Annotated in this window: 28 protein-coding genes and 1 riboswitch; of the genes, 13 read left to right on the top strand and 15 right to left on the bottom strand. The window is 69.3% G+C overall.

Features of this window, described 5'->3' with window-relative positions; genetic code table 11:
* Window positions 1-9 precede the first annotated feature (9 nt).
* Window positions 10-246 (top strand): hypothetical protein, encoded by a 237-nt coding sequence (locus NMN56_RS22170; protein ID WP_274040971.1) that lies wholly within the window; start codon window positions 10-12, stop codon window positions 244-246.
* A gap of 382 nt (window positions 247-628) precedes the next feature.
* Complete coding sequence (locus NMN56_RS22165; protein WP_280842677.1) at window positions 629-1,615, top strand: LppU/SCO3897 family protein; 987 nt, start codon at window positions 629-631, stop codon at window positions 1,613-1,615.
* Here the strand turns inward: NMN56_RS22165 and NMN56_RS22160 are convergent.
* Window positions 1,612-2,373 (bottom strand): hypothetical protein, encoded by a 762-nt coding sequence (locus NMN56_RS22160; RefSeq protein ID WP_280842678.1) that lies wholly within the window; start codon window positions 2,371-2,373, stop codon window positions 1,612-1,614. The genes NMN56_RS22165 and NMN56_RS22160 overlap by 4 nt on opposite strands.
* A gap of 163 nt (window positions 2,374-2,536) precedes the next feature.
* Between NMN56_RS22160 and NMN56_RS22155 the strand changes: the two genes are divergently transcribed.
* The 3 genes from NMN56_RS22155 to NMN56_RS22145 all read left to right on the top strand — a co-directional run bounded on the left by NMN56_RS22155 (window position 2,537) and on the right by NMN56_RS22145 (window position 4,906).
* Window positions 2,537-3,754 carry a winged helix DNA-binding domain-containing protein gene (locus NMN56_RS22155; protein WP_274040974.1) on the top strand — a complete coding sequence of 406 codons (1,218 nt, stop codon included), beginning with the start codon at window positions 2,537-2,539 and terminating at the stop codon, window positions 3,752-3,754.
* 256 nt (window positions 3,755-4,010) lie between these two features.
* Window positions 4,011-4,736, top strand: a complete 726-nt coding sequence (locus NMN56_RS22150; protein WP_430542675.1) for a helix-turn-helix domain-containing protein — start codon at window positions 4,011-4,013, stop codon at window positions 4,734-4,736.
* Window positions 4,733-4,906, top strand: a complete 174-nt coding sequence (locus NMN56_RS22145; RefSeq protein WP_274040975.1) for a DUF6126 family protein — start codon at window positions 4,733-4,735, stop codon at window positions 4,904-4,906. The genes NMN56_RS22150 and NMN56_RS22145 overlap by 4 nt, the downstream gene beginning before the upstream one ends.
* Here NMN56_RS22145 and NMN56_RS22140 read toward each other — a convergent pair.
* Window positions 4,884-5,435 carry an ATP-binding protein gene (locus NMN56_RS22140; protein ID WP_274040976.1) on the bottom strand — a complete coding sequence of 184 codons (552 nt, stop codon included), beginning with the start codon at window positions 5,433-5,435 and terminating at the stop codon, window positions 4,884-4,886. The genes NMN56_RS22145 and NMN56_RS22140 overlap by 23 nt on opposite strands.
* A gap of 365 nt (window positions 5,436-5,800) precedes the next feature.
* On the opposite strand from NMN56_RS22140, the gene NMN56_RS22135 reads away from it, so the two are divergent.
* Together NMN56_RS22135 and NMN56_RS22130 are read left to right on the top strand one after the other, a co-directional pair.
* Window positions 5,801-6,613 (top strand): DUF5753 domain-containing protein, encoded by an 813-nt coding sequence (locus NMN56_RS22135; RefSeq protein ID WP_430542673.1) that lies wholly within the window; start codon window positions 5,801-5,803, stop codon window positions 6,611-6,613.
* On the top strand, window positions 6,603-6,797 hold the full coding sequence (locus NMN56_RS22130) for a hypothetical protein (protein WP_274040977.1): 195 nt from the start codon (window positions 6,603-6,605) through the stop codon (window positions 6,795-6,797). The genes NMN56_RS22135 and NMN56_RS22130 overlap by 11 nt, the downstream gene beginning before the upstream one ends.
* A 15-nt stretch (window positions 6,798-6,812) precedes the next feature.
* Here NMN56_RS22130 and NMN56_RS22125 read toward each other — a convergent pair whose 3' ends face one another.
* The 5 genes from NMN56_RS22125 to NMN56_RS22105 form a co-directional block, all read right to left on the bottom strand.
* Window positions 6,813-7,541, bottom strand: a complete 729-nt coding sequence (locus tag NMN56_RS22125) for an OmpA family protein (protein ID WP_280842679.1) — start codon at window positions 7,539-7,541, stop codon at window positions 6,813-6,815.
* A gap of 28 nt (window positions 7,542-7,569) precedes the next feature.
* On the bottom strand, window positions 7,570-8,121 hold the full coding sequence (locus NMN56_RS22120; protein ID WP_347178635.1) for a hypothetical protein: 552 nt from the start codon (window positions 8,119-8,121) through the stop codon (window positions 7,570-7,572).
* Between the two features lie 67 nt (window positions 8,122-8,188).
* Window positions 8,189-8,740, bottom strand: a complete 552-nt coding sequence (locus tag NMN56_RS22115; RefSeq protein WP_274040980.1) for a pilus assembly protein TadG-related protein — start codon at window positions 8,738-8,740, stop codon at window positions 8,189-8,191.
* A gap of 35 nt (window positions 8,741-8,775) precedes the next feature.
* On the bottom strand, window positions 8,776-8,979 hold the full coding sequence (locus NMN56_RS22110; protein ID WP_274040981.1) for a hypothetical protein: 204 nt from the start codon (window positions 8,977-8,979) through the stop codon (window positions 8,776-8,778).
* Between the two features lie 197 nt (window positions 8,980-9,176).
* On the bottom strand, window positions 9,177-9,350 hold the full coding sequence (locus tag NMN56_RS22105) for a hypothetical protein (protein ID WP_280842680.1): 174 nt from the start codon (window positions 9,348-9,350) through the stop codon (window positions 9,177-9,179).
* A gap of 1,261 nt (window positions 9,351-10,611) precedes the next feature.
* A riboswitch (cyclic di-AMP (ydaO/yuaA leader) is annotated at window positions 10,612-10,818 on the top strand.
* A gap of 5 nt (window positions 10,819-10,823) precedes the next feature.
* Between NMN56_RS22105 and NMN56_RS22100 the strand changes: the two genes are divergently transcribed.
* Window positions 10,824-12,083, top strand: a complete 1,260-nt coding sequence (locus NMN56_RS22100) for a peptidoglycan DD-metalloendopeptidase family protein (protein ID WP_274040983.1) — start codon at window positions 10,824-10,826, stop codon at window positions 12,081-12,083.
* A 192-nt stretch (window positions 12,084-12,275) separates the two neighbouring features.
* Here NMN56_RS22100 and NMN56_RS22095 read toward each other — a convergent pair whose 3' ends face one another.
* Entirely contained in the window at window positions 12,276-12,878 is a 603-nt protein-coding gene (locus NMN56_RS22095; protein ID WP_274040984.1) for a DJ-1/PfpI family protein, read from the bottom strand.
* A 307-nt stretch (window positions 12,879-13,185) separates the two neighbouring features.
* Between NMN56_RS22095 and NMN56_RS22090 the strand changes: the two genes are divergently transcribed.
* Genes NMN56_RS22090 through NMN56_RS22080 form a run of 3 tightly spaced genes read left to right on the top strand, consistent with a single transcriptional unit; the run spans window position 13,186 to window position 16,673 of the window.
* A complete protein-coding gene (locus tag NMN56_RS22090) occupies window positions 13,186-13,686 on the top strand; it encodes a hypothetical protein (protein WP_274040985.1) in 501 nt (166 codons plus the stop codon).
* Between the two features lie 36 nt (window positions 13,687-13,722).
* Complete coding sequence (locus NMN56_RS22085) at window positions 13,723-16,011, top strand: DUF6571 family protein (protein ID WP_274040986.1); 2,289 nt, start codon at window positions 13,723-13,725, stop codon at window positions 16,009-16,011.
* On the top strand, window positions 16,008-16,673 hold the full coding sequence (locus NMN56_RS22080; RefSeq protein WP_274040987.1) for a hypothetical protein: 666 nt from the start codon (window positions 16,008-16,010) through the stop codon (window positions 16,671-16,673). The genes NMN56_RS22085 and NMN56_RS22080 overlap by 4 nt, the downstream gene beginning before the upstream one ends.
* A 16-nt stretch (window positions 16,674-16,689) precedes the next feature.
* Here NMN56_RS22080 and NMN56_RS22075 read toward each other — a convergent pair whose 3' ends face one another.
* The 7 genes from NMN56_RS22075 to NMN56_RS22045 all read right to left on the bottom strand — a co-directional run bounded on the left by NMN56_RS22075 (window position 16,690) and on the right by NMN56_RS22045 (window position 24,461).
* Window positions 16,690-17,580, bottom strand: a complete 891-nt coding sequence (locus NMN56_RS22075) for a DUF5936 domain-containing protein (RefSeq protein ID WP_274040988.1) — start codon at window positions 17,578-17,580, stop codon at window positions 16,690-16,692.
* 3 nt (window positions 17,581-17,583) lie between these two features.
* Complete coding sequence (locus tag NMN56_RS22070) at window positions 17,584-18,534, bottom strand: type II secretion system F family protein (protein WP_274040989.1); 951 nt, start codon at window positions 18,532-18,534, stop codon at window positions 17,584-17,586.
* 2 nt (window positions 18,535-18,536) lie between these two features.
* Window positions 18,537-19,889, bottom strand: a complete 1,353-nt coding sequence (locus NMN56_RS22065) for a TadA family conjugal transfer-associated ATPase (RefSeq protein ID WP_274040990.1) — start codon at window positions 19,887-19,889, stop codon at window positions 18,537-18,539.
* Window positions 19,890-20,085: 196 nt separating this feature from the next.
* Window positions 20,086-20,628 (bottom strand): TadE/TadG family type IV pilus assembly protein, encoded by a 543-nt coding sequence (locus NMN56_RS43050; protein WP_274040991.1) that lies wholly within the window; start codon window positions 20,626-20,628, stop codon window positions 20,086-20,088.
* 3 nt (window positions 20,629-20,631) lie between these two features.
* Window positions 20,632-22,458 carry a CpaE/TadZ family protein gene (locus NMN56_RS22055; protein WP_274041086.1) on the bottom strand — a complete coding sequence of 609 codons (1,827 nt, stop codon included), beginning with the start codon at window positions 22,456-22,458 and terminating at the stop codon, window positions 20,632-20,634.
* A gap of 18 nt (window positions 22,459-22,476) precedes the next feature.
* Window positions 22,477-23,217: a Flp pilus assembly protein CpaB gene (cpaB, locus tag NMN56_RS22050; RefSeq protein ID WP_274040992.1), complete on the bottom strand. Its 741-nt coding sequence runs from the start codon at window positions 23,215-23,217 to the stop codon at window positions 22,477-22,479.
* Window positions 23,214-24,461 (bottom strand): hypothetical protein, encoded by a 1,248-nt coding sequence (locus tag NMN56_RS22045; protein WP_347178634.1) that lies wholly within the window; start codon window positions 24,459-24,461, stop codon window positions 23,214-23,216. The genes cpaB and NMN56_RS22045 overlap by 4 nt, the downstream gene beginning before the upstream one ends.
* 508 nt (window positions 24,462-24,969) lie before the next feature.
* Here NMN56_RS22045 and NMN56_RS22040 point away from each other — a divergent pair.
* Together NMN56_RS22040 and NMN56_RS22035 are read left to right on the top strand one after the other, a co-directional pair.
* On the top strand, window positions 24,970-25,965 hold the full coding sequence (locus tag NMN56_RS22040) for a hypothetical protein (protein ID WP_274040993.1): 996 nt from the start codon (window positions 24,970-24,972) through the stop codon (window positions 25,963-25,965).
* Window positions 25,962-26,267, top strand: coding sequence for a Rossmann-fold NAD(P)-binding domain-containing protein (locus tag NMN56_RS22035; protein ID WP_274040994.1), 306 nt, complete (start codon window positions 25,962-25,964; stop codon window positions 26,265-26,267). The genes NMN56_RS22040 and NMN56_RS22035 overlap by 4 nt, the downstream gene beginning before the upstream one ends.
* Window positions 26,268-26,284 lie beyond the last annotated feature (17 nt).

The following is a 26,284-nucleotide window of genomic DNA, read 5'->3' as shown; positions in this document are numbered from 1 at the left end:
GTGGAGCCCATGAAGACGACTCCCAGCGGGCCCGGAGCATCCGGCGCGACCGGGGAGTCCGGCGAGGACGCCGGGCTCCCCGAGCCCTCTGTGCCCTCTGTGCCTACGGCGGATGCGGCGAACGAGGCGATCCGGCGGTTCGTCGCCGGCCGGACGCTCTGGTCCAAGGAAGCCCTCGCCGAGCTGGACCGCCTGCGCGGGCAGTGGCAGCGTGCCGTGCGGGCCGAGATGGTCAAGGCGGCGTGAGGGCCGCCGCCTTGACCATCCCCCTCTCTCTCCCTCGTTCCTTTCTCCCTCGCCTTCTCCCTCCCTGTCTCCGCTGATCCCTGTCGCGTCGGGGTAGGGCCCATGTGGGTCCGTGTGCAGCCCGTGGAGGCCCGTTGTCCTGAACGGGGTCTCGCCACCCGCTCCTTGATCCGCAAACATGTACGAGGACGCGGGATCCGCGGTGGCCATGCGTCATGGGGAGACGGAGTGCTAGGTGAAGAAGTTGGGACAGTGGGCGCGGCAGCGCTCGACGCGTGGGCGTGCCGCGGGTGAACAAGCCGTGCCTGAACGGCCCGCGGGTGGACGGCCCGCGCATGACCATGCCGCGCGTGAACGGGACACCGCCCTCGCGTCGGAGCCCGTGCCTGTGCCTGTGCCCGTCGGCGAGGGCTCGGGAGGCGCGGAAGACACAGGGAACGCCGGGGACATCCGCTGCACCGGGGACACCGAAGTCGGCGGGACCAGCGGGTCCGGAGCGGCCGGCGGGGCCAGCGGGCCGGGTGGGCGTGCCGAAGGGGAGGGGCTCGACCCGGACAGCCCCAAGGAGCGGGCGCGGCGCGGGCGTTGGCGGCTGGTGGTCGCGGGGGCCCTGTTCGCGACGTTGATCCTGCCCAAGGTGATCAGCTCGGCCGACTACACCGACCCCGCGGCGGCCCAGCCCTCCCCCAGTGGCAGCTACGCCACCGGCGTCCCCAGCTACCCGACCACCAGCCCGTCAGGCGGGCCCTCCGGCGGGCCCACGCTCCCCTCGTCGCCCACCTCGCCGCTCCCGACGTCCAGCGAGCTGCCGAGCCCGCCTTCCGAACCGGCGCCCGGCGCCGGCGCCACCGGCGATCCGAAAGGTGCCGCGTTCCGCTCCGTCGAGGCAGGGCAGTGCCTGACCGTGCACAGCAACGGCCGGAGCTGGAGCCGGCCGGCGCCGAGCGCGGCCACACGGGTCGACTGCGGGAGCGACCGGGCGTACGTTCGCGTCACCGCCGTACGCGAGACCGGAGGCACCTGCCCCTCGGGCAACGGGCGTGCCACCTGGTCCGGCGGCGGCAAAGACCTGTGCCTGACACGGCAGTTCCGCACCGACCAGTGCCTGCTCGCCGAGACCGCGTCGGGCGAGGTGCGCGCCGCCCTCATGTCGGCGCCCGCGTGTTCGACGAAGCGCCCCTCCGGCCGGTACGACCGCCTGCTCACCATCACAGGGGTCCACGACGACGACACCCCCTGCCGCCGGGACAGCGGCGACCGTACGCCGTACTGGACCTGGAAGGTCGACGGCGGCGAACGCGTCCTGTGCGCGACCGAGGCGACCGGGGCGGCCGGGGCCAAGAAGGACGGCGGCAAGGGCGCGGGCTAAGGCGCCTTGTCCGGCTCGGGTGAGGGGTCCTCGCCCCCTGTGGGCGCGGGGCCCTCGCCCGGTGCACTCAAGGGCTCCTCGCCCAGGGAATCCCCGGGCAGGGAATCCCCGGTCAGTGGCTCCCCGGTCAGGCCGTGCTGGCCGACGCGGGTGGCGACCGCGAGCGTGACCGCCGCGAGGACCAGGGCGAAGGGGAGCGCCGCGCCCGCGAGAGCGAGGTAGGGGACGGCCGAGGCGGTCGCCACGAGGCAGTACAGGGCGCCCATGAGGGACAGGAAGCACTGGGTACGGGGCGGGCCCTCCCTGTTGAGGCGTACGACGAGTGCCGCGCAGACCGCCGCCCACAGCGCGGCACGCGGCTCGTCGAAGCTGAGCGCGTCGCGCAGGTCACCGGCCAGCCGGAACCACCACTGCTCGCCGAGCGACGCCTGCATACGGGGGAACCCGTCGGCGTAGCCGGGCAGTTGGGAGGCGTCCCGCACCTTCTGGCCGAGGCCGGCGACGTCCTCGCGTACGAACTCGGTGATCAGCAGCAGTGCTCCACCGAGCGCCTGTGCGACGCCCGCCGTCCAGCTGACCGTCCAGCCACGCAGCCGTGTGCGCGCTGGACCCTTGTGCCCGCCCCGGTCGGCGGCCGGGCCGGCGCTCCGGTCGGCGCCCACGTCCGGGCTCGCTCCGTCGCCGGCCACCGGTGCGTCTCCCGCACCCGGCTCGCCGCCCACGCCCGCTTCCGCCCTCGTGTCCGCCGCCACACTCATCACCCGTACCCCCCGATCGCCCACCCACCACCGCCTGTCCATGATCAGTTGAAACCGCCGCCAGGTCGAGAGCCGGGAGCCATCAGTCGGCGAACCCGACCGGGGGTCGTCACGCGCCGCCTCACGGACAGAAGCTGACCGCAAGGGCTTCTAGCCTCCTGGTATGACGACGCAGCCCGACGCCTCACTCCCGCAGCTCGCCTGGACCGATGTCAACGCCGCGCGGCTGGCCCGTAACCACCTCTCCGCATCCGCCACCGGCCACGACCCGGCGAGCGTGGCGAGCGCGATGCTCGGGGCGCATGCGCAGGTGATGTCGGCCGCCGAGGTGTCCCTGGCGACCAGGATGGAACCGGGTACGACCCGCCAGGACGTACGCGAGGCGCTGTGGACGGAGCACGCGCTGGTCAAGACGTACGGACCGCGTGGCACCGTACATCTGCTGCCCACACACGAACTGCCGCTGTGGACCGGGGCGTTGTCCGCGATTCCCCGGCCGACCGGGATACCGGCCAAGGCGCGCGACGGTTCACCGCTTCTCACGCCCGACCGGCTCGACGCGGTCGTCGCCGCCGTCGGAGACGCGCTGGCAGACGCCGAACTGACCGTTGACGAGCTGACGGACGCGGTCGCCGAACGGGCCGGGGCGTGGGCGGCGGACCCGGTGATGGAGGCGTTCCAGGACGGCTGGCCACGCTGGCGGGCCGCCACGGCGCACGCCGCACACGCGGGCGTGCTGTGTTTCGGCCACAACAGAGGCCGGAAGGTCACCTACACCAACCCGCACCGCTGGCTGCCCGGCTTCCGCCCCCTCGCTCCCGAGGTTGCCCTCACCCGACTCGTTCGCCGCTACCTGTACACCTACGGGCCCGCCCACCCGGCGCACTTCGCGAAGTGGCTGGCGGCGCCCACCGGTTGGGCCGCCGCGCTGTTCGCCTCACTGGAGGGCGAGGGTGAGGTGGAACGGGTCGTGCTGGAAGCGGGCGGCGAGCGCAGCGAGGCTTGGCGTGTGGCGGGCGAGGCGGTTGAGGCCCGCGATACGGCGGCGCCTGTTCCCGCCGTACGGCTGCTGCCGTACTTCGACGCGTTCACCGTGGCGAGCCAGCCTCGCGAGCTGCTCTTCCCCGGCCGTGCGTACGAGCGGGCGCTCGCGGGCGGGCAGGCGGGCAACTACCCCGTACTGCTCCTCGACGGCACCGTCGGCGGCGTCTGGCACCAGCGCCGCTCCGGCCGCCGCCTCCAGGTGACGGTGGAGCCGCTGCGCCCCCTCACGCCCGACCGGCGCACCGCGCTGGAGACGGAGGTGGAACGGCTCGCCCACATCCAGGAGGCACGCGCCGAGCTGACGGTGGGGCCCGTCACCGTGGGGGCGCATGCGTGAGGCGGAGCGGGGACGCACCGCGGGAGGAAGCCGTGGGAGACGCGGCGTGCGGGTGCCGGCACCCCATGGACCGGGTGCCAGGCACGTGACGCCGGGGGCGTCGGGCGCGCGGCATGCGATGTCGGGGGCGCGTCGGGCGTGAGGCACGTGACGCCGAGGGCTTCGGGCGTGCGGCACGCGGTGGGGCCTCTGCCAGTCTTTGCCTCAAAGGCAAGGACTTTTGCCTTCTAGGTAAGCCTGTGCCTTAATCGGCGATATGAGCCCAGACCCGCACCAGCGCGAGGCTGCCGACGCGCTCGACGCTGAGCCCGGTTCGGAGCCGCCCGGCTCCGCGTCGGCCGGTTCGGAGCCGCCCGTTTCCGCGTCGCCCGGCTTCGCGGCCCGGATGCGCCAGCTCCGGCGGCGCGGCGGGCTGAGCCTGGAGGCGTCGGCACGCCGGGCCGGGCTCTCCCCCGCGCACCTGTCCCGCCTGGAGAACGGGAAGCGGCAGCCGTCCCTGCCGCTTCTCCTCACTCTCGCACGCGTCTACGGCACCACCGTCGGTGAACTGCTCGGCGAGAGCCACGAGGCCGCCGACCCCGTCGTACGCGGGGCCGACATGGAGCCCGTCGACGCGGGCGGCTGGCGCTACCGGCAGGCCGGCCTCGCGGGCCGGGCCATGCAGGCCCTGCGGGTGCACGTGCCGCGCGGACCTCAGCGTGATCTCGTACGCGTCCACCCCGGTGAGGAGTGGATCCACGTGCAGAACGGTGAGCTGCGCCTGACGCTCGGCGGGGTGGTGGAGGTACTCCAGCCCGGCGACTCGGCGCATTTCGACTCGCTCACCCCGCACCGCCTGGAGGCCGCCGCACCCGAGGGCGCTGACCTTCTCTTCGTCCACACCCTCCTCCAGTCCCCCGTCGCCGACCTGTGCATCAGCGGACTGACCAGGCACGCGCCCACCACGCGCGACCTCCATCGAGCAGAGAGGCCCTCGCCATGACGGTCCCCGCACCCAAGCCCCAGCGGAAGCCGAGGGACGAACCCGGCGCCGAACGCGGCGACGGCCGTTTCCCCCGGGGGCTGGCCCTCCGCGTGTTCGTCTACGTCGTTGCGGGCCACCTGCTCGCCGGTTTCCTGTTCCTGCTGTTCAAGATCGGCGGCGCGGAGTAACACTCCGGGCACTGCCTCCGGATGTGCCCCTCCCGTAGGACTCCGCACCCTCCTTCGGCAGCGCGGCCCACACCCGCGCCCCAGCGCCCGGTTCCAGCACGTCCCCGTAACCCCACTCCCCCTCGCACCTCACCACCACGAGGTCGAGCACCCGTAGCGCGTCCTCGCGGCGGGCGTCGCAGAGCGCTGCGATACGGGGATTACGGTGCGGGCGGTGGCCGTCACCCAGCACGATCCAGAGTTCCTCGTCCCGGTACCGCAGCGCGAGCGACACCTCGCCACCCGCCGCGAAACGGCACGCACACGCCGCGAGTTCGCCCACCACCTGTAGCGCCGCCTCCCCCATTCCGCCCAGTTGGTGCGCCTCCAGCACCACGCCGACCAGTCCGCGCGCGATACGGGGAGTGGCGAGCGCGCCCGGCAACGCGAACGTGTAACCCAGCGTTTCCGGGCCTGGCGGCGCTCCGTCCACGGACGCGGGGCACCCGGCGGCGGGCGCGTTGCACAGCAGTGAGGCGACGAGAGACATGCGGAACTCCCTTACTGAGCCGGACCATGCGTGAACCGTCCTGTCCACGCCCACACGAACGACGACGCCCCACCGGTGGCCTGTCCCCCCGGCACGGCCCCACCCGGGAACGGAAACCCGGGCAGGCCCGCGCGATGCACTTCCTGTGGGTAGTCGGTGCGCTACTTACTGTACGCGACTCGGAGTACATGTACTACCGAGTGTGGGAATCCCCTTCCGATGGACAACTCCCCTGCCCCGGTGGACCGCTTCGCCGCTTCAGCGGCACACTGACCTGCACTACAGACACCGCCGTGGGGGAGCGCATGCCGCCAAGAGCCAGACCTACTCAACGTCAGCGACGGTTGGGGTCGGAGCTTCGAAAAATGCGGAACGCCGCGAACATGAGCGCCGACGCGGCTGCCCGGCAACTGGGAGTGCCCCGTACCAACATCCCCAACATGGAGTCGGGACGCTCCGGCATCAGTCGGGAGCGCGTCCACGCCCTTGCGGACATCTACGGCTGCACGGAAAAGCCGCTGGTCAACGCGCTGGCCGAGATGACAGGCACCCAGCCCAAGGGCTGGTGGGAACGGTATCGCGGCGAACTGCCCGACGCCTTTGCCGACATCGCCGAGATGGAGTGGCACGCGCGGCGGCTGCACATCGCGGTGACGGTTCACCTCCCGGGCCTCGTCCAGACCCGTGAACACGCACGCGCGGTCTTCCAGCACGTCATCCCCGACCCCGCCGAGGCCGACGTTGCGCAACGCGTCGCTCATCGCATGGATCGCCAGCGCGCACTGGACCGGCCGGACCCGCCAGAGGTGGAACTCATCCTTCACGAAGCCGCATTGCGCATGCGGTTCGGCGGCCGGGAGGCGGCTCGACAGCAGCTCCTCCGCCTGCTGGACATCGCGCGGAGAGGGACCGTCGAACTACGCGTCATCCCCTTCTCCGCCGGAGGGTTTCCCGGCGCGGGACAGTCCGTCACCTATGCCGCCGCGGCAGTGCCCGCTCTCGACACAGTTGAGCTGGACAGCACGCACGGGCCGGAATTCCTCGACTCCGAGCAGCAACTCCGCAAGTACCGCGCCCAATTGGGCGCCATGCGCTCCGTCGCCTTGTCCCGGCAACGGTCACAAACCCTCGTCCTCGACATCATCAATGAGCTACTGGAGGAACGACATGTCTCCTGACATCAGCTGGGAAGCGCCACTCTGCGGCGAAGGCGCCAACTGTTTCCGCATAGGGACCGACGACAGCGGCAACGCCTACATCGCCGTATCCGGCGCCGAAAACCACTATGTCACCGACACCCAGGACGCACTCCGCAACCTCATCCGGGACATCAAAGCCGGTAAGGCCGACCACCTGCTCTAGCCGGAGCGAGGAGGTTCACTCCTTCCTCGGGAAGGAGACCTCAACCCGGCGGTTCTTCTCGCGGCCCTCCTCCGTACCGTTGTCGGCCACGGGGTAATCCTCGCTGTAGCCACGGACGTTGAAGCTCACATTCGAGTCCAGGTGCTTGGCCAGCTCCGTCTGTACGGCCGCTGCCCGCTTTCTCGACAGCGTCTTACCGTGCTCGTAGGAGCCGAGGTCGTCCGTGAAGCCGAAGACGTTCACCTTCGCGCCGTCCTGCTTCTTCACCTCGTCGGCGATGGAGTTGATACGCGACTTCGCGCCGCTGTTCAGCTTCGGGCTGTCCTTGGGGAACAGCACCTCGGCCTGCAACGTGAACTTCGTCTTCTCCGTACTGTCCTCGCGGCGCTCCTCGCCGCCCAGGTCCTCCGTCACGAACTTGATGTCCAGCACCTTCGGCTCCGCCAGTTTCGCCCCGTCCGCGAGCCTCAGCCCCGCGGCCTGCGTATCCAGCTTCACCGGCACCTCCGAATCCCCGATATTGTCCGGCGGCTCACTGAACCCCTTGTCCCCCGGCCCCGTCTCCCCTGGGAGGGAGGGGGCTCCGCCTGTGGGGATGGTTGTGGGGTCGTCTGTGGGGAGGGTGGAGGGGCCGTTGGGGACGGAGACCGTTGGCACAGGGGTGGGATCTTCGGCTACCGCCGGGGCGGCAGTGAGGCCAGTGATGAGTGCCGCCGTGAAAGAGCCGCAGGCGAGCGTCCGCATCGCGTAGGCGTGGCCCTGCTTCATCCTGTCACTCCCCCGAGAGTTCGACCGAAGCGCTCGGCATATCGCCTACTTGGAAGTCGACCTTCTTGGTCGATTCCGGCGGGGCTGGGAACTGGGCGTACCAAGTCTTCGAGTTGCCAGGCGAGACTCCGACGGAGAACTTGGTGCACAGGCAACGCCCCTCCGTGTCACGCAGAATGTAGTAGCGCTTCTTTCCCGCTTTGTCCACGAGTTTGGCCCCGGCCAATGAAGCGCTGTTCTTCGAGAGTTCCGCTTCGTCACCCTGCCAGCCGGGGGCTACCCACGGCTTGCTGCCGCCGTTGGCAACCTTTCCGCTCACCGTGACGAATCCTCCCTCTTCGCGCACTGCGGAGGTGATGGTCAGCGTGATGCTGTCGCTGCCCCTGACTTCAGCGAGAACCTCACCATCCGTACCGGAAGGCTTTTCGTTAACCTTCTGGTCGCCGTCACCCTGATCCGAGGCGGCGGGCTTCTTTCCGTCATCCTTGCCATCGTCACCGCCGCCACAGCCCGAGACCGTGAGCAGCAGGCCCGCCGTCACGGCAACAGTCGCCATGCCCCCTCGGGCTGTCAGAGTGCGCCGAATACTCATGGGTTGTCGTCCCCTGGTCGTTGTTCCGTCATCAGTCGACCAACACCACCGAGAAGAGATCGGCCGGCTTCAGGTCAATGTCCTCGTCTTCTGGATCGATACTGAAATCCTCACCGTCACAGGTGATTTCGATCTCTTCGGCGCCTTCATCGAAGTCGCACAGGGGCTTGATCACAGCCGTCGCGGTCGCTCGCGCCTTCTTGTTGTCCGCTCCGGGGACGAACGTCTTTCCGGTGTCAAAGCGCGTCTCGATTTTCACGGTGTAGCCGTTGTCGCCGTTACGCGTGACCTCATCACAGCTCAGCACGTCGGATTCGTTCTGAGCAGCAAAGTCGTCGGCTTCTCCGCAGCCATCGCCGGCGATGGCTGCGATGCCGTTCAGCCAGTCCTGCCACGCTGCACCGTCATCCAACGCCTCCAGAAAACCGTCGAAGAGTTCGTCGCGGTCATCCTGTGCTGCTGCGAGCGCGGCAGCGTCGGCAGCCGTTTGGCCACCGTTGCGAACTGTGCTCGCCTGCGCAACCGCGAAGAAGGCGAACGCGAGAAAGAGCAGGCCCGTGATCACTACTCCATAGAGGATCACGGTCTGTCCGCTGTCGCGGTTCAGGCCCTCAGAGGTCAGCCGCCCAGTACGCTCTGAACCCCGGTTGAGATCGCCGTGGCGATGGCCACATCCAGGTTCAGTGCACGGACCGCCAGAATGATCCCCGCCACAAGAATCACAATTCCCGCGTACTCGATCGAGTTCGCGCCCCGGTCGCCGGCGCTCCCACGGATTCGAGCGATCACACGCTCCCGCCAGCTCCGCATGGCTTTCGACATCGGCTTCTCCTCCGTTGGTGACTGACTCGATATCCCCCGTGGGATGCGCCTTCGCACGCGCCCGCCACCACCTGCCCGACCGCATCCAGGGGCGGGCCCTGTCGCGGGAGGCATACGTGGGGGAAGGGCGGGGCCGCATGGGGCCGCGGGCCCAGGGGAGGGCCCGGGCGCGCGTGGGGAGGGGGCGGGCGTTGCGGTCAGACATCGTGACGTGTGCCCCCTTCCGTGGCGTGCGCCGTGCCGAGCCAGAGGGCGTTGGCCTCGCTGCGGCTACTCGCGTGGAGTGTGGTGAAGACGCGTTCGCTGTGGTTCTTGACGAACTTTCCACCGACGAAACAGGCAGTGGCGATACGGGAGTTGACCACACTCAAGGCAGCGCACAATGCGATACCCAAGGCAACGAGGCCCATGGCGTCGCCCTCCCTGTCGCTCAGCCCGCGCTCATTCAGCCCATGCGGAGCATTCCGCCTCTTACCGTGCCGCGCCACCGTCGCGCACGGTTGCTGTACGGATGCAGACTGTGCCACAACTGGTTGCGGGGGCGAAGGGCTGTACGAAATCCGGGACGCGATTACGGGGTTCGACGGCCGGAAAGCATCTGTCGCCGTACCGAGTGCGTCCGGCCGGCTCCGTCGCTCCGCGCGCGGCGATTCTTCTGGCCGCGCGTACGACCGCACCCAGTCGCGTTCACATCGAGGAACCGCGTGGCCGTTCCCGGCCGACGCCACATCCGACGGCAGCGCACGAAATGCCCCGCCGGTGACGCCGCGAAGCGCGGCGACGGGGACAGCGACGGCGCCAACGGTCCCGGGGTGCGGCGGGCGACCCGTTGGCGGGGCGTGCTGAGGAGCGGGCGGTAAGCCGGCCATGGCCTGACACCGCCTCCTCTCGGCAAGGGGCGACGATGACGCGGAGCGGTACGCGGGTGCGGTAACTGACCGGTGTGGCCTGTGCGTTGAACGGTGCGTCGAGCAATGCCTCAAGCGGTGCCTCAAGCAGTGCATACAGCGACGCGTCGAGCAGTGCTTCAAGCGGTGCGGTGCGGTGCGATGGGACGGAGGTGCGGTGGGGCGACGAACAGCCGCACTCACCATAGCGAGATGCGGCCGGCATTGACCCCTATATGCCCCACCTATATGCCCCATCCCCACACGGCGGGCCCCTCGGCCGTGCCCGTTTTCCGGGCCCCAAGTGGGCCGCACGTGAGCCGCACGTGAGCCGCACGTGGATCCGAAGCAGAACCCGGAGAAGAAGGGCGCGGCAAAGCTTCAGCGCCCTCACCCCCATCTCCCATGAGAGCACAAGGCGCATCAAGTCGGGCATATAGGTACGTATGGATGCCCGACTTCCCGCTCTGGGGCGGGTGTTCGCGGGCGGGAATCGGAGCGCCAGGATCCGTCGCCCCGTGAGTCGGCTCACAGAATCGGGGCGGGGCGCGAGACGCGTTCCGTAGGGGGCATTGAGCGTGCCGGCTGCGTTTCCCCAGGGCATGGCAGGGATGCGATCAAGAAAGGAGGCTCGGACGTGAATTGGGTCGCATTCCCAGGATGGGACAGAAACGATCTTTTCCTTGTCCGTGGGAAATATGTGTGCTTAGGGTGCCCGAGCTGTCGCCGCAGAAGCGCGACAGTTCGCAGTCGGACGCCGAATCCTGCCGCTGGCTGCGAAGACCTCACCGTTGGCAGGAGCGGGGGAACCAGGTAAGTGCCCCGGTGGATCAGTGATCCGGCGGGGCTTGGGGTGAAGCCGTACGGGAGCGCACCGCGTGCCGCCGTACGGCCGGGCTATGAACTCCGGCCCGAATCCGACAGCTCACCTCGTAGGCGTAGGAGAGGAATTCCCCTATGTCCGGAACCCATGCTCGAAAGCCCCGCCGCCGGCTCAGGCAGGCGGCCACGCTCGCGCTGACGGCGGGTGGGGCCAGCATCGTTCTTCCACTGTTCACAGCTGGTAACGCGCAGGCCGCTTCCGTCGACACCTGGGAGAAGGTCGCCCAGTGTGAGTCGACGGGCAACTGGTCGGCGAACACCGGCAACGGCTACTACGGCGGCCTCCAGTTCAACAACTCCAGCTGGGCCGCAGCCGGTGGTACGAAGTACGCACCGCGCGCCGACCAGGCCACCAAGGAGCAGCAGATCGCCACGGCCGAGAAGCTGCTCGCCATGCAGGGCCCGGGTGCCTGGGCCTGCGCCGGCGCGGGCGGTCTGACGTCCGGCGGCCCCGCCGCCGACGTGAACCCCGACGGCGGCAGCGACAGCGGCGCCCAGAACGACAGCGGCTCCCACAGCCAGGCGCAGCAGCAGCCGCGTCCGCAGCAGGAGTCGGCGCCGAAGAAGGCCGCGCCCAAGGCCCCGCAGCAGGGCGCCCCGTCGCACTCGGCCTCGTACACGGTCCGCGGTGGCGACACGCTCCATACGATCGCCACCGAGCACCGGGTCTCCGGCGGCTGGAAGACCGTCTACGACGCCAACCGCGAAGAGGTCGGCGGCGACCCGAACGTGATCTTCCCCGGCCAGAAGCTGTCCCTCTCCGGCGGCAAGGACGGCGGCTCCTCCGACAGCGGCGCCAAGCCGCAGGGTGGTGCCAAGCCGCAGAGCAGCGGTGAGGCCAAGTCAGACAGCGGCGCCTCGGCGTCCTCCTCCTCGGCGTCTTCGTCCTCAGCGTCCTCGTCCAGCCAGTCGTCGAGCGAGTCCTCGAACGGTGGTTACGTCGCCCCGGTTCCCGGCGGCACGAGCACCCCGTACAAGGCCGCAGGCGGTAGCTGGTCCAGCGGCAGCCACACCGGTGTCGACTTCTCCGCCGCCACCGGCACCCCGGTGAAGGCCGTCGCGGCCGGGCAGGTCGTCGCGGCGGGCGACGGCGGTGCGTACGGCAACCAGGTCGTGATCAAGCACGCCGACGGCAAGTACACCCAGTACGGCCACCTGTCGTCGCTCAAGGTCCAGACCGGCCAGCAGGTCGACGCCGGCACGCAGATCGGCCTGTCCGGCGCCACCGGCAACGCGACGGGACCGCACCTCCACTTCGAGGCGCGTACCGGTGCGGACTACGGCACCGACATCGACCCCGTCGCGTACCTGCGCGGCCACGGCGTCTCGCTCTGAGCGCCGGGCCCGGACGCGCGGAACACCCGGGACCCCGGCCGTTGAATCCGGTCCGGACCATGCGCGCGCCACGCCCCGTACCTGACCGGTTTCACGCGGCGTAACGCTCCGGCACGTCGGCATCGGCCCTGTGGGGCGGCACCTCTCCGGTGCCGCCCCACAGGTGTGTGCGGGGGCGGTCGGCCCGTGACCTCAGACGGGCGGCTGCGGGTCGTACTGGATTCCGCGCCGTACCTGACGCGCCCGCTCCGCCGACGTCAGCCGGGCCACCAGATGAAGGGCCATGTCGATACCCGCGGAGACGCCTGCCGCGGTCAGCACGTCTCCGTCGTCGACGAAGCGTTCGTCCGCACGTACCTCGATCGTCGGGTCCAGTTCGGCGAGCTTGTCCAGCGACGCCCAATGCGTGGTCGCCGGCCGTCCGCGCAGCACCCCGGCCGCCGCGTAGACCAGCGAGCCCGTACACACGCTCGTCATCAGAGGCACCGACCGGCGCTGGGAACGGACCCACTCCAGGTGCGGTTCGTCGGTGAGTTGAGGGCGGGTGCCCTGACCTCCGGGATGCAGCAGGACATCGAGCGCCGGCATCGACGACATCGAGTGGTGCGCCTCGACGGTGAGCCCTTTCGCGCAGTTCACGGGCTTGCCATCGACCGAGAAGCAGGACACCTCCCACCCGTCCTCGGCGTAGTTGTGCGTCCAGTACGAGAGCACTTCCCACGGACCGATGGCATCGAGTTCCTCGACTCCGGGGAACAACAGAATCCCGATCTTGCGCGTGTCTTCAGCAGCCATCCCGTGATCCCAGCACGCCTGTACGGCCCGGAGCCACACGGTTTCGGCGCCGCCGTCCTCCCCTGGGGGTCGCGCCCATACGGGCCCCAGAGGGTCGCGCCCATACGGCGGCGGGTCGGGCCGCAAGAGCCGGAACGTCTCCTTCTGGTGACAACTCACGGCTGTTCAGGGCGAGATGGGACGGCCGTTACTATCGTGGCCCACGCGATCACACGACGTAGCAGACGAAGCGACAGCCGAATACGCAAGGTGTTCCCGGCCCCCGCGCTGACGCGCTCCCCCGGCGCACACCTTCGGGGGGTGACTCATGTCCTTCGAGGACGAGTGGGCACAGCACAAGGCAGCGGCCGAGAGCCAGTCCGTCAGCATGCAGCTCAACGGCCGACCCGCGGACAACGGCCCCTCGGCTGGCGATGAAGGCGGTGGCGGAGCCGGGAAATCCGATCTGGTCGTCGCCCAGGACGACGTGGGAGCCATCGGCAGCGACGCGTTCACACTCCACGGCAAGCTCAAGAAGTCCGGTGACATCGCGGGCGCGCACGCCAACAGTGAGGGCGCGGGCGCGAGCATGCGTGCCGCACAGAGTCTCGCCAGCCACTCCTTCCTCCTCGGCGACGCGTTGAGCAAGGCGGTCGAGGTGTGGGGAACCCAGCTCAAGACCGTCCTCCAGGGCTGCGCCCACATCTCCAACCACCTGGACTACACGAAGAAGTCCCACCACACGGACGACGTGAAGATCGGCGCCGAGCTGGAACGCCGTGACGGCAGCGCGGTCTCCCCCTCGCAGATCTACCGGTACCTCAAGTGACCCGTCCAGCCATCGGCAGCGCTGGAGGGTGCCCCCATGCCTGAATCCCGCATCACCTTCACCGACATCGTCGACGTCAACCTCGGCAGCCTCGGTACGGCCGTCGGCGACTGGAAGAGCGCACAGTCGGCACTCCTCGACCTCTCGAACGAGGCCGACAGGGGCATGCGCGCCAAGGCGGACGCCGCCCGTTGGGAGGGCATCAACGCGGGCCTGGGCAAACGCTTCGTACGCAAGATCGCCAACGAGGTCGGAGACCTCCACTCCGAAGCCCAGACCATCTGGAACCTGCTGGACGGCGCGCACAGCGACCTCGTCTCCATCCAGACCAAGCTCAAGGCCCAGCAGGAACGCGCGGGAAACAACGGCATCCGGATCCAGGACAACGGCGACGGGACCGTGACGTGCGAGTTCCAGGACTCCACTGCCGCTTCCGGGCCCATCTCGCAGGCGTCCGTCACCAAAGGTGAACACAAAGCCGCCGAGTTCGAGACCAAGAACGACATTCAGGGGCGCATCAATACGCTTGTCGCCGAAGCCCGCATGGTCGACCAGTCCGTTCGCGGCGCCCTGCTCCGCGCCCACGGAAACGACCCGCACAACGCGGGCCACGCCACCTACACCTCCCTGGACGACGCCCAGGCCGAACAGGCCACCGCCTACGCACGTAAACAGCTCAAGCTGTACGAGCAGGGAAAGGAACTCTCCACCAAGGACCTCGAATCCTTCGCGGCCCTCACCAAACACAACGCCAGGGACCCGGAGTTCGCCACCTCCTTCTACCGGGACCTCGGCCCCAAAAACGCCCTGCTCCTCCACGCCCAACTCGGCATCGACGCCTCCAGCGACGGCAGCAAGGAACGCCTCGAACTCGCCCGCGTCGTCCAGAACTCCATGGGCACAGGACTCGCCACCGCGACCGATCCCCCCGCCTTCGCCAAAGTGCCACCGAACGGCGACGCGACCCACCTGGGCAGCACATGGGTCAACGCGCTCAAGGCCGCCGGCCGCAGCGAACTTCCTCTCGGCCGGATGGGCGGCACCCAAAAGACAATCGGCTACCAAGTGCTCGGCAACATCCTGCGCCACGGCACCTACGACACGAAGTTCCTGAACAATGTCGGCAACGACATCGTCGCCTACGAACGCGAGCATGGTGGGTCCTCGGCTTGGCCATCTCCCGGAGAGACGACTCTGAACGATGCCGTGCTGAATCTGGACAGGAAGGGCGGGGCGGGGTACGACCCGATGGAGGGGCTGATGCGGGGACTCAATCACAGCCCGGAGGCCGCGACAGATTTCTTCGACGGCTCAACGGGCGGCGCGGGTACGAGCCTCAAGGAGACCAGCAATTTCGACTACTTCCTGGGCGACGGGAATGGCGACAACGTACGGACCTGGCCCGGCGACGGATCCCCGTCCAACTCCCCAGGAAGAGACGCCCTGGGCGACGCTCTGCAATCCGCCACAACGGGCCGCCCCGCCGGGGACGAGGGGCCCCGCCTGGAGCACACGCGGGCCCAGGCGGATCTGTTCGAGAAAGTGGTCAGCAGGCTCGGCACGCAAGAGGGGTTCGCGTTGGTCGAGCATGGGGGGAAGTTGTCGCCCATCGCGGACAATATGGGTGCCATGGCTGGCGACTACATGCCGGATATCCAAAAGGCTATCGCAATGGGCGATGAAAGCGGGTTGATCCAAATCCGGGGAGAAACCGCAGAGCTTCAAGAGCAAGAAGGGAGTTCGCACGTGAGGCGTTTCATCAACGCGGGCTCCCAGGACCCAGACGGCTACGCATCCATTATCCATGCACAGCACGAAACATCTTCGGGTGCCATCGCCAGGGGATTGGCCGATCCCCCCGATAGAACTAGCCTGGCGGAGGTGTCTTCACAAGCTGCGTACCCGGGGGCGGAAGTGGCAGCCTTCGCCGCACAGGGCCGTGCAGATGGAATTGATAACGCTGCCGACAGAGTGGGAGCTGCTGAGAAGTACAACGAAGCCCTGGACCAGAAGAAGGAATGGGTCGGAACCATCGCATCCGCTGGCCTGGAGCGCGCCCCAGGCCCCGTCGGAGATGCGGTCGGGATGGTGAACGAGGCCGTGTTCGACAGCTTCAAGAAGGACCCCGAGGAAGCTGCAGAAAAGGTGGCAGATAACCGGGAAGAGTTCCTGAGTGGCGAGCGCAGTGACCATGCCAAATCAATGAAGCTGGTCACCGAAGAGGCTGCACGGAAAGCCGGGGTCGATCCGAATAGCCCCGAGGGCAAAGCCGCTGCCGACTATGTAGCGCAGAATGTTCGTAACGGCTACAAAGGTATCCGTTGAAGATGGAAATCCACCGGACAACCGAAGAGAATCACATGCCACGTCGCAATGCGTATATCACGATCGGCGTGGTCGCCATCGCTGTCACCGGCACAGTCCTCTGGGGCCAAGGCGTCTTCGATGTGGAGACGAAAGTTCCGGAAACCTTGTGTGGAGGATACGTCGAGGGGGACCGCGTTCAGGGGCTTATGTCCTCTCGTGAGGGCGAATTCCGTGAGGATTCCCGAGATTTCCCGAAGCCAACTCCGCCGTCCCGGTCTGCGACGTGCGAGATCCGGTTGGGGGACGACACCGTTGTGGTCGGCACAAGGTACCCGAGCGGAGGGGGCGCTCAGCGAGACGAGATCCTTGAGAATGCGGACCGCAGGGTCACTTGGGGTAACGCGTTCGGCAGGCTCAAGGACGAAGGCTCAGTCCTCCTTTATGTCCCTTGCCCTGGCAAGGAAGACCCCGATGCGACGGTTTCCGTCGTGACGAGCGCGGACACCGCCAACCGAGAGTATGCGCCAGCCAATACCGTCGATCAGGCGACACAAGACCTAGTCGACCTCACCGCACAGGTGACCAGGAAGCTCTCTCAGAAGCACTTCAAGTGCAAAGGCGCCAACACCCTCCCCAAAGGCACCCTGCGGATCTCTCCGCCGCTCGGCCACACATCGTAAGAAGCGGGCCGCACAGCTAGCCCCCCAACACCGACCCCAAATCCGTGTCCGACCCCAGAATAAACGTCGCCACGATAAGGATCAGCGTGCCGGGGAGGAGGAAGGCGATGGTGGTCATGGTGGCCTTGGGGACTGTTTTGGCGGCTTTGCGGCGGGCGTTCTGGGCGTCGGTGCGGCGCATGTCGGTGGCGATTTGGATGAGGGTGTCGGCGATGGGGGCGCCGAGTTCCTCGCCCTGTTGGAGTGCGGTGACGAACTGGTCGACCTGTTCGCTGGCGTTGCGTTTGCGCAGTTCGTCGAATGCCTGGCGGCGGCTGACGCCCATGTCCATCTGACGCAGGGTGATGCGGAGTTCGTCGGCCCAGGGGCCCTGGTAGCGGTCGGCTACGCGTTCGAGGGCCTGGCGGAAGCCGAGGCCGGCCGAGACGACGACGGCGAGGACGTCGAGGAAGTCGGGCAGGGTGCGTTCGATGACGCGTTTGCGGTCCTTGATGGCCTGCCAGATGCCGAGGTCGGCGGCGAACCAGCCGAAGGCGAGCACCAGCGCGGTGAAGAAGAGGCTGTCCGCTGAGAGGCCGACGAGGGCCATGAGGAGGCCGAAGGCGCCGAAGACGGCGCGGCGTGCGGCGTAGCGCTGGAGGGTCAGGCCGCCGGGGTTGCCGGCCTGGTCGATCTTGCGGCGTTTCCTGTCGACCTGCTTGGGGCCCATGAGCCGCAGCACCAGCGGTGCGAGGCGCATGCCGAGGCGGTCGACGGCGGCGTCGGCGCCGGTGGTGCGGGTGGCGCCGACCTCCAGGGCGACGGCGAGGTCGGGCGGGAGCCTGGTCTCGGCCCGGTACATGCGGACGCCCGCGAAGATGCCGTAGACGGCGAAGCCGAACAGCGCGGCGAGTCCCAGAGCGACCACGGCTCACACCTCGATTCTGCCGAGGCGCCTGATGACGAGGAAGCCGGTGGCGAAGAGGCCCACGGCGATCACCATGGCGACCTGTCCTATGGGGGATCCGGTGACGCGGGCGAGGGCGCCGGGCATCATCGAGTTCATCATGAGCATCGCGCCGAGCCCGAGCAGCGGGATGGTGAACGCGGTGGCGTTGACCTCCGCGAGCATGGTGCGGACCTCGCGCCGGGTCTCCTTGCGCTCCTCCAGCGTGGAGGTGAGGTTGCGCAGGGAACCGACGATGGTGCCGCCCGCGCGGTTGGAGAGTACGAGGGTGGTGACGAGGACGACCAGTTCGCGCGAGGGCAGCCGTTCGGCCAGCTCGTTCAGCGCGTCGTCGATCGAGCGGCCGACGGCGAGCTGATTCGTGACGATCGTCAGCTCGTCCCCCGCCGGTGCCTCCAGTTCCTCCGCTGCCATGCCCAACGCCGTGCGGAGCGCGAGGCCGGCGGAGGTGGCGTTGGCGAGGATGCGGGACAGCTCGGGGAGCTGGTTGATGAACTGTTCGGTGCGGCGCTGGCGCTGGTAGTTGAGGAACGCGTTGGCGGCGAAGACGCCGACGAGCCCGGCGATGGGCCCGAAGAACGGCGCGAGCACGGACGAGGCCAGCATCCACAGCACGGCGACGAGCCCCGCCATGTAGACGAAGAACTCGCCCGCCGACACGTCGAGCCCCGTCGCGGCCAGCTTCGCCTGGAGGCGCCGCCCTGGCCCTGTGGCGCGCAGCCGGCGGTCGATGCCGGCGAAGCGGCGGCGTGAGGTGCCGCCGGCGAGTTCGACACCGGTGCCCTCAAGTCCGCTGAGCCGGTCGATGAGAGCCTGGCGGCGCGCACGTCCTGAGGCGTACGTCAGCACGCCGAGGGTGGCGAGCGCGCCGGTCACCAGGGTGGCGCCGAGGGCGAACTGTGCGGTGGTTCCCAACGTCAGACCGCCTCTCTGGTGGCCAGCTCATCGGCCGAGTGCGCGACGCCGAACGCCGGGGGCACGGGCTCACTGGCCATGTAGAGCCGGTCGGCGATACGACGGGGCAGGGGCAGGTGTTCGAACGTGCCGTGCACGCGCCCGTCGGCCGACATCGGCCGGGCCGCGAAGCGCGAAACGGTGGCGATCTGGAAGGTCTCGCGCCCGTGCGAGGCGAGGATCGTGATCTCCACGATCTTGCGGGAGCCGTCGGCGAGCCGCGCGAGCTGGATGATGACGTCGACGGCGGAGTTGATCTGGTCCTGGAGCGCGGCGAACGGCACCTCGACCTCCGACATGGAGGCGAGCGTCTGGAGCCGCATCAGCGCGTCCTCGGCGCTGTTGGCGTGCACGGTGGCCAGCGAGCCGTCGTGCCCTGTGGACATGGCCTGGAGCATGTCGAGGGTCTCGCCGCCGCGCACCTCGCCGACGATGATGCGGTCGGGGCGCATGCGCAGGGAGTTGCGTACGAGATCGCGTACGGTGATCTGCCCCTTGCCCTCGACGTTCGCAGGACGCGTCTCCAGCCGGATGACGTGCTGCTGCTGGAGCTGGAGTTCGGCGGCGTCCTCGACGGTGATGATGCGCTCGGTCTCCGGGATCAGCGCGGACAGCGCGTTGAGCAGCGTCGTCTTGCCGCTGCCGGTACCGCCCGAGACGATCAGGTTGAAACGGGCCCTGATCAGGCCGGACAGCAGCGAGAGCATGTGCTCGTCGAGCGTGCCCAGCGCGATCAGCTCGCGCAGCGTGTAGGCGCGCGGGAAGCGCCGGATGGTGAGGGTGGCGCCGGTCAGGGAGAGCGGCGGGATGATGACGTTGACGCGCTCGCCCGAGGGCAGCCGCGCGTCGACCATCGGATTCGACTCGTCCACGCGGCGGTTGACGGTGGAGACGATGCGCTCGATGGTCTGCATCAACTGCTCGTTGGACGCGAAGCGTACGGGGACCTGTTCGACCCTGCCGCCGCGCTCGACGAAGATCTGGTCGGGCCCGTTGACCATGATCTCGGTGATGGAACCGTCTTCGAGAAGCGGTTCGAGCACCCCGAGCCCGAGGGCCTCGTCGACCACGCGCCGGATGAGGAGCGTACGGTCCTGGGTCGCCAGGACCGGACCCTCGCGGCTGATGATGTGGCCCAGTACCCGTTCGAGCCGGGCGCGGCGCTCGGAGGGGCTGAGCGCCGACATCTCCGCGAGGTCGATCTCCTCCAGCAGCTTGGAGCGGTAGGCCGACACGAGATGGCTGGTGCTGTCGGTGGGGCCTCCGGTGTTCTGGGCGGCGCTTTCGTGCGCGGTGATACGGGAGCGCAGGCTCATGGTCGGCCTCCTCTCGGGTGGGGCCAGAGTGCCGGGTCGGTGTACGGATGGCGGGGGCCTGTCGGTGCGGCCTCCCCTGGGGCCTGTCCTGGGGACGGGCCGGAGGGCGGTCCGGGGGACGGGCCGAGGCCCTGTACGGGGCCCGGACAGAGGCCCGGCCTGGGAAACGCCCCGGGAAACGGGCCCGGAATCGGGGTCAGTCGCGGGGCATCGTCGCGGAGCGCGACGCCTCGCCGAAGCTGTCGATGCCGGGGACGAGGGACGGGATCGTCACGGTCGTGGTCACCTCCACCTCCTCGCCACCGCCGCCCAGCGCGAAACTGCTGCGCGCCGCCGTCCAGTTGGACATGGCCGCCCTGCCGCTCGCCGCGTACTCCCCCGCGATGTCCTCCTGCGAGGCCACCCGCGCCGCCGCGCGGGCACCCGTACCCGCCTGCTGCACGGCGTAGCCGGCGATCCCGAGCTGGATGGCCGCGACGGCGACCAGCAGCAGGAGCGGCAGCATCCCGGCGAATTCGAGCGCGCTCGATCCCCTGTCCCTGTCCCTGTCCCCCTCCCGGGACGGCCGCCGTCCGTCCGTACATCTGGCCGGATGCCCGCCCCCGCCTCTGCCGCCGCCTCTGTCCCCACCCTTGTCCAGCCGCCCGGCACCTGAGCCCGGGCGCCCGGCACGTAAGCCGAGGCGTCCGGCACATACGCCCAGGCGTCCGGCACGTGTCCGCTTCCGCTCGCCGCGCATCGCTCACCCCTCCTCCGCCGCGCCCGCTTCGCCGTTCACCGTGAACGGGAGGCCCGCGGCGCCCGGGAAGAGGATCGGGGTCTTCAGGTCGACGTCCGCCTTCCATACGTTGCCGCCGAGCGCGCAGCTCACCGTGGAGCCGTCGCGCCACTTGGCGGGCAGGTGCTCGCGGGCCGCCGACTCGCAGGCGCCCTGCGGGTCCCCGTAGGCGGCGGCGCCGGTCGCGGCGCGTGCTGCCTCGTCGGCGGCGTTGCCCGCGAGGGAGAACGTGTAGCCGATCAGCACGCACTGCCACAGCAGCGTGAGCACGACGAGCACGAGAGGCGCCATCCCGGCGAACTCCACGGAGAGTGAGCCCCTGTCTCCGCCCTCCTGCGGGGGTGGCGCCAGCCGGCGGCGTACGAAGGCGACCGCGCCACGGTCCGACCCGAAACGCGCTCCCGCGCGGTGCGACGGCGGGCCCGCGCGGTGCGACGAAGGGCCGGGGGGCAGCGCCGCGTGCTGGGGACCGCTGGTCGAGCCGCCCTCGGGCAGCGACTTGGGGCCGGCAGCCGGGTCGCCCCCGCCCTTGCCCGCCTTGGCCTGCCTCCCGCGCCGGCCTCTGCCGCCCGCTCCGTTCTCGCCGGGCGCGACGAGCCCCAGTTCACCGGCGAGCGACCACAGGGCCTGCCGCACCGTGCCCTTCGGGTCGAGGTCCTGCATGCGGCCCGCGTCCACGGCGGACTGCAACTCCTTGAAGTTCGCGGGCACGGTGGTGCCGGCGACGAGTGTGCCGGTGATACGGGCGATGAGCTGCGGCTGGATCTCGGTGTGCCGGGAGGCCCGGTTGACGACCGTGAGCGTCTCCTCCGCCTTACGCACCTGGAGTCGTTCCCACAGCCGCACCATGCGCTTCGCACCCCGTACGGACACCACGTCGGGCGTGGTCAACAACAGGGCGCTGTCCGCCATTTCGACCACGGCGGCGTTCGCTGAGTGCATCTGGGTGCCGCAGTCGATGACGACGACCTCGAAGCGCGCTCGCATGGCGTTGATGATCTGCCGCGCCGCGCGCTCGTCCACCTCCTCGCCACGCTCGCCCTCACCCGGTGCGAGGAGCAGCCCGAGGCCGGATTCATGGGTGTAGACCGCGTCCTGGAGTACGCGCGGCGAGATGTCCCTGATACCCGCGAGATCGGCTACGGACCTGCGGAACTGTACGTCGAGGTAGGAGGCGACGTCCCCCGCCTGGAGGTCCATGTCGACCAGCGCGGCGTTGCGGCCCGAGGCACGGGCGGCGAGCGCGAGCTGGACGGCTGTGAGCGTGACGCCGACGCCGCCCTTGGCCCCGGTGACCGCGACCACGAGGCCGTTGCCCGCTGCCGCGGCTCCGTTCCTGGCGGCCCCTGCCGCGCCTTCGCCGTATCCGCCGAACCCTTCGAGGTGGCGGCGCACGCCCGAACTCCACCCCGAGGCGGCTCCGACGCGGGCAGCCAGCTCGTCGTAGGACAGGGGCAGCCCGGCGACACCGCGTGCTCCCGCGTCCATGGCGGCGGAGAACAGGCTCGGGCTGGTGTCCTGGGTGGCGAGGATGACGCCGACGGCGGGGAAGCGGAGGGCCACCTCGCGGATCAGCTCCAGCGCGGGCAGCGGTCCGATCAGTTCGTGGACGAGCACGACCTCGGGCAGGTCGGCGAGGGATTCGGCGGCCTGCTGCGTGAGGGTGTCGAGCAGCTGCGTGGAGTCGATGGCGGGCGGGACGGGCTCGCAGTCGGGGAGCTGGCTGAGCAGCGTGACGACCGAACGTGCCGCGTCAGGGTCGCTGACGGCTGGCTGGATGCGGGTGACCATCGGCTGCCTCACTTGTCCTCACTTGTCTCCGGTGAGGGTGTAGGTGCGGTCGTCCTCGGGGATCTCGGCGTCGTCGCCGGGCGCGACGAGTGCGAGACGTACGTGTTCGGCGAAGGACTCGGCGTAGGCGACACGCTGCGCGTCGACCGTGCTGAGCGCGAAGGTGATGGGCACACCGTCGCGCTCGCGCTGCCGGGCGCGCTCATCGCGCTCGTCGTCGCCCTTGAGCGGGGTGAGCTTGCCGACGTCGATGACCTTGGCCTGGCTGACGATGACCCGGGACTCGGAAGGTGTCTTGCCGCCGCCCCCCTTGGCACCGGGACGCTGCTCGCTCTCGAAGGTGGCGTAGATGTTGACCCTGTTGCCGGGGTTGATCTTGCCGGCGACTCCGGTCTCGGCGTCGATCATGATGGCGATCTCCTGCTCGCCGGGGCCCAGTTCGGGCCGCTTGGCCATCATGTCGGACTGGAGGAGCGACCCCTTCTTCAGCGGATTGATGGCGATCTTGCGGCGGATGTCGGACAGATCGGTGACGGCCGTCTCCGGCAGCCAGCGCTCGGGCATGGACACCTTGGTGAACTGCGACTCGTCCAGCGCCCGGTAGGCGGGCACGTCCTCCTTCAGCTCGTAGGCCGTCGTCTCGTTGCCCACCTTGGACTCCACGTTCCTGATCACCGCGAGCACTCCGGCGAACGCGCCGAACGCGCACAGCAGCGAAATGACCAGCAGTATGACGCCGCGGCGCTGGCGTGAGTTCATCGACGGATTCCTCGGGGGTCGGCGACGACGGGTGCTTCGCCCGTACGGGAAGCGGGGGATGTTTCGGGCGCTGAAGCGGAAGCGGCGCCGGTGGCGGCGCCGGAACCGTTGGGGGAGCCTGACCCATGGGCGGCGTGAGCACCGGTGCCGGCATCCGGATCGAGGCCGGGGCCAGAACCGGAACTGGAACCGGAACCCGGCCCGGCGTCGGTGTCGGGGTCGCGGTCAGGGCCAAGGTCGGTGTCGCGGTCGCGGTCACGGTCACGGTCGTGTCCGGCGCCGGTGTCGCGGTCGGGGGCTGGCTCCTGGCCGTGGGAGCCGTCGAATTGCTGGGCCGTGGGCGCGTATGACGGCGCGGTGTGCGACAGGGCCGTGGAAGCGGCGCCCGCCGACGAGGCGGGAGGGGCGGGCGCGGGCGTTACGGGAGGCGCCGGGGCCGCGCAGAACGCGCAGCGGTCGCCGATGAGTTCGAGCCCGCACCAGTGGCACTCGTCGCGGCGTACCGAGGACACCAACTGGTAGAGCACGGATACGTCGGGGATCGCGGCGACGAACTCCACCAGCTTTCCCGTGCCCCACCAGGCCGGCGAGTCCTCCGGCAGGTACGCCTCGTGAACCTCACCCACCTGCCAGCGGGGACCGAGCGTCCCGGTGACCCAGTCGGTGGCCAACTGACCGGTCGCGACGGTGAGATGAGTGGCGAACTGCGGCCCCGTCAGCCCCGGCGCCCCCTCACCGCCCAGCCGTACCAGTTCCGGGGTGGGGGCGGCGAGCACGGCGAACTGGGCGCCCGGCATCCACGACTTGGCGTGCGAGCCGAGTGAAACGGGCACGCGGTCGAGCTTGGCCACGGAGTTGAGGACGGCGCCCGCGTACAAGTAGTGCGTCAGCAGCCGGGCCGCCGCGCCCAGCACCCCCGGGGTGAAGTCGCACAGCGACAGCTGCCGCAACTGCCGTACGAGCACGCCCGTGGCCAGCGGCGGCAGCGCCACCGGCATCAGCGCGATCCGCTGGCTCTCCAGCAACGCCCTGATGGTGTGCAGGCGGTGGAGGTACGGGGTGGGCAGGGTCGCCGGGTAGACGGCGACGAGATAGCCGTGCTGCTCCAGCAGCGCGTGCGTCTCGGCCAGCGCGGCCTCCAGCGACTGCTCCTGCGGCGGCGTGAACACATGGGCGCCCGGAGTGTGCCGGTCGGGCGGGGCCAGCATGTGGTCGTGGCTGGTGACCGCTAACGCCGTAGACACATCCGCCTCCCCCGGGTCCCCACCACGGTGGCCCCCAACGGGCTCCGGCGCGGCTGCGCAGCGTTCCGCCCCATGTGCCCCGTCTGTCGATGGCTGGTTGATGCCTTGTCGATCTCGCTGTGTACCTGCTCGCTGTGTACCTGACGACATAACACCTTATCGGCGGAGCACTTGCCAGAGAACCATTCTCCGAACTCGGTCCCCGCCGCTCCCCCAGCCCTACCCGCGCCCCCCGCCGGACTAAGCACCTTCGAGGAGACCAGCCCGCCATCGCTGCCAAGTGAACCAGCACCGGGCCCCGTTGCCCCTGCCCGCGCCCCCTCTCTTCACGTCCCTTCACGCCGCTCACCCTTTCCCTGCCGGCCACCGGCCCATCGCAGCGCCCCGAAACCACCCACCAGCACGTGCGACCTGTCAACACGCGGCCTGCGCACACCAGTTCACCCGATCTGATGGTCGCTCCCCGCACAGGTGCACCTGGCGCCCGCGCCGACCGTACGTTCTTCGCATGGTCACTTCCCGTCACGAGGCGGCGCACCGGATCTTCCAGGAACGGCCCGCGCTCCTCGCCCCCACCTTCCGGCTGCTGGGCGTCCACCTGCCGGAAGAGTCGAGCGTCGAGGTCCTCACCCCGGACGCCACAGAACTCAAACCCATCGAACGACGCCTCGACAGCGTCCTACGCCTCACCCCGTGCGACGGCGGCACCCCCACCATGCTCGCCATCGAGGCCCAGGGCCGCCCCGACGGCGACAAGGCCGCGAGCTGGGCTTACTATCTCGCGTTCCTCAAGGCAAAGAACAAGTGTCCGGCCCTGCTCGTGATCGTCTGCCAGGACAAGGAAACGGCCGAGTGGGCCATGGGCCCCTTCCATCTGGGACCGGACGACTGGCAGTCCCTCACCGTGCGCCCCCTGGTCCTCGGCCCCGGAAACGTCCCGATGATCATCGACCCGGAGGAGGCGGCGGCCGACCTGCCGATGGCCACCTTCGCGGCCATCACTCATGGCAAGAACCCGGACGCAACGGCCATACTGAAGGCCCTGGCCCACGCGCTCGGCAGAGCCGACGACGAGTCCCTCACGTACTACTCCGAACTACTGGAATCCGGCCTCGGCCCGACCCCGAACCGGCAAACCTGGAGAGCGCTCATGAAGAACGGAAGCTACTTCCCCGGACGCGGCACGCTCGTCGAAGAGACCTTCCTCAAGGGCGAAGCGAGTGGCGAGGCGAAAGGCAAGGCGAGCGGCGTGGCGGAAGGTCAGGCGAAAGCCGTTCTGGCCATTCTCAGGCTGCGCGACATCCCCCTCACCGATGCCCAACATTCCCGCATCATGGAATGCCGCGACCTGGACCTCCTCGCCTGCTGGGTGGAACGCGCCATGACCGTCACCCGCACCGACGAGTTGTGGGACGGTGCGGATGAGACGGAGGCCGGCAACCCGACCCCGGCCCAGCAGCCCAACGGTCACAACCACCCGCTCCACACCGGAGAACACGCGTGAAGAACGGAAGCTACTTCCCCGGACGCGGCACGCTCGTCGAAGAGACCTTCCTCAAGGGCGAGGCCAAGGGCATCGCCAAGGGCATCGCTCAGGGCATCACCGAAGAACGGGCGCGGTTCGTGCTCCTGGTCCTGGACAACCGGGAGATCCCTCTCACCGAAAGTCAGCGCGTCCGCATCACGGCCTGCACCGACCCAGACCAACTCGACCACTGGGTCAAGCGCGCCATGACCGTCACGCACGCCGACGAATTGTTGGACGGTGCGGATAAGACGGAGGCCGGCAACTCGACCAGTGGATGAAGCAAGCGGGATCCCTC

This window comes from Streptomyces iconiensis, assembly GCF_028657195.3.
GTDB lineage: Bacteria > Actinomycetota > Actinomycetes > Streptomycetales > Streptomycetaceae > Streptomyces > Streptomyces iconiensis.
The sequence above is the reverse complement of the archived record's forward strand: the minus strand, read 5'-3'. Positions and strand labels throughout refer to the sequence as shown.

What these genes read in the sequence shown, in the direction of transcription:
- NMN56_RS22170 (WP_274040971.1), top strand. Translation starts at nt 10, where the DNA reads ATGAAGACGACTCCCAGCGGGCCCGGAGCATCCGGCGCGACCGGGGAG.
- NMN56_RS22160 (WP_280842678.1), bottom strand. Translation starts at nt 2,373, where the DNA reads ATGAGTGTGGCGGCGGACACGAGGGCGGAAGCGGGCGTGGGCGGCGAG.
- NMN56_RS22155 (WP_274040974.1), top strand. Translation starts at nt 2,537, where the DNA reads ATGACGACGCAGCCCGACGCCTCACTCCCGCAGCTCGCCTGGACCGAT.
- NMN56_RS22150 (WP_430542675.1), top strand. Translation starts at nt 4,011, where the DNA reads ATGAGCCCAGACCCGCACCAGCGCGAGGCTGCCGACGCGCTCGACGCT.
- NMN56_RS22145 (WP_274040975.1), top strand. Translation starts at nt 4,733, where the DNA reads ATGACGGTCCCCGCACCCAAGCCCCAGCGGAAGCCGAGGGACGAACCC.
- NMN56_RS22140 (WP_274040976.1), bottom strand. Translation starts at nt 5,435, where the DNA reads ATGTCTCTCGTCGCCTCACTGCTGTGCAACGCGCCCGCCGCCGGGTGC.
- NMN56_RS22135 (WP_430542673.1), top strand. Translation starts at nt 5,801, where the DNA reads ATGCGGAACGCCGCGAACATGAGCGCCGACGCGGCTGCCCGGCAACTG.
- NMN56_RS22130 (WP_274040977.1), top strand. Translation starts at nt 6,603, where the DNA reads ATGTCTCCTGACATCAGCTGGGAAGCGCCACTCTGCGGCGAAGGCGCC.
- NMN56_RS22125 (WP_280842679.1), bottom strand. Translation starts at nt 7,541, where the DNA reads ATGCGGACGCTCGCCTGCGGCTCTTTCACGGCGGCACTCATCACTGGC.
- NMN56_RS22120 (WP_347178635.1), bottom strand. Translation starts at nt 8,121, where the DNA reads ATGGCGACTGTTGCCGTGACGGCGGGCCTGCTGCTCACGGTCTCGGGC.
- NMN56_RS22110 (WP_274040981.1), bottom strand. Translation starts at nt 8,979, where the DNA reads ATGTCGAAAGCCATGCGGAGCTGGCGGGAGCGTGTGATCGCTCGAATC.
- NMN56_RS22100 (WP_274040983.1), top strand. Translation starts at nt 10,824, where the DNA reads ATGTCCGGAACCCATGCTCGAAAGCCCCGCCGCCGGCTCAGGCAGGCG.
- NMN56_RS22095 (WP_274040984.1), bottom strand. Translation starts at nt 12,878, where the DNA reads ATGGCTGCTGAAGACACGCGCAAGATCGGGATTCTGTTGTTCCCCGGA.
- NMN56_RS22090 (WP_274040985.1), top strand. Translation starts at nt 13,186, where the DNA reads ATGTCCTTCGAGGACGAGTGGGCACAGCACAAGGCAGCGGCCGAGAGC.
- NMN56_RS22085 (WP_274040986.1), top strand. Translation starts at nt 13,723, where the DNA reads ATGCCTGAATCCCGCATCACCTTCACCGACATCGTCGACGTCAACCTC.
- NMN56_RS22065 (WP_274040990.1), bottom strand. Translation starts at nt 19,889, where the DNA reads ATGAGCCTGCGCTCCCGTATCACCGCGCACGAAAGCGCCGCCCAGAAC.
- NMN56_RS43050 (WP_274040991.1), bottom strand. Translation starts at nt 20,628, where the DNA reads ATGCGCGGCGAGCGGAAGCGGACACGTGCCGGACGCCTGGGCGTATGT.
- NMN56_RS22055 (WP_274041086.1), bottom strand. Translation starts at nt 22,458, where the DNA reads ATGGTCACCCGCATCCAGCCAGCCGTCAGCGACCCTGACGCGGCACGT.
- cpaB (WP_274040992.1), bottom strand. Translation starts at nt 23,217, where the DNA reads ATGAACTCACGCCAGCGCCGCGGCGTCATACTGCTGGTCATTTCGCTG.
- NMN56_RS22040 (WP_274040993.1), top strand. Translation starts at nt 24,970, where the DNA reads ATGGTCACTTCCCGTCACGAGGCGGCGCACCGGATCTTCCAGGAACGG.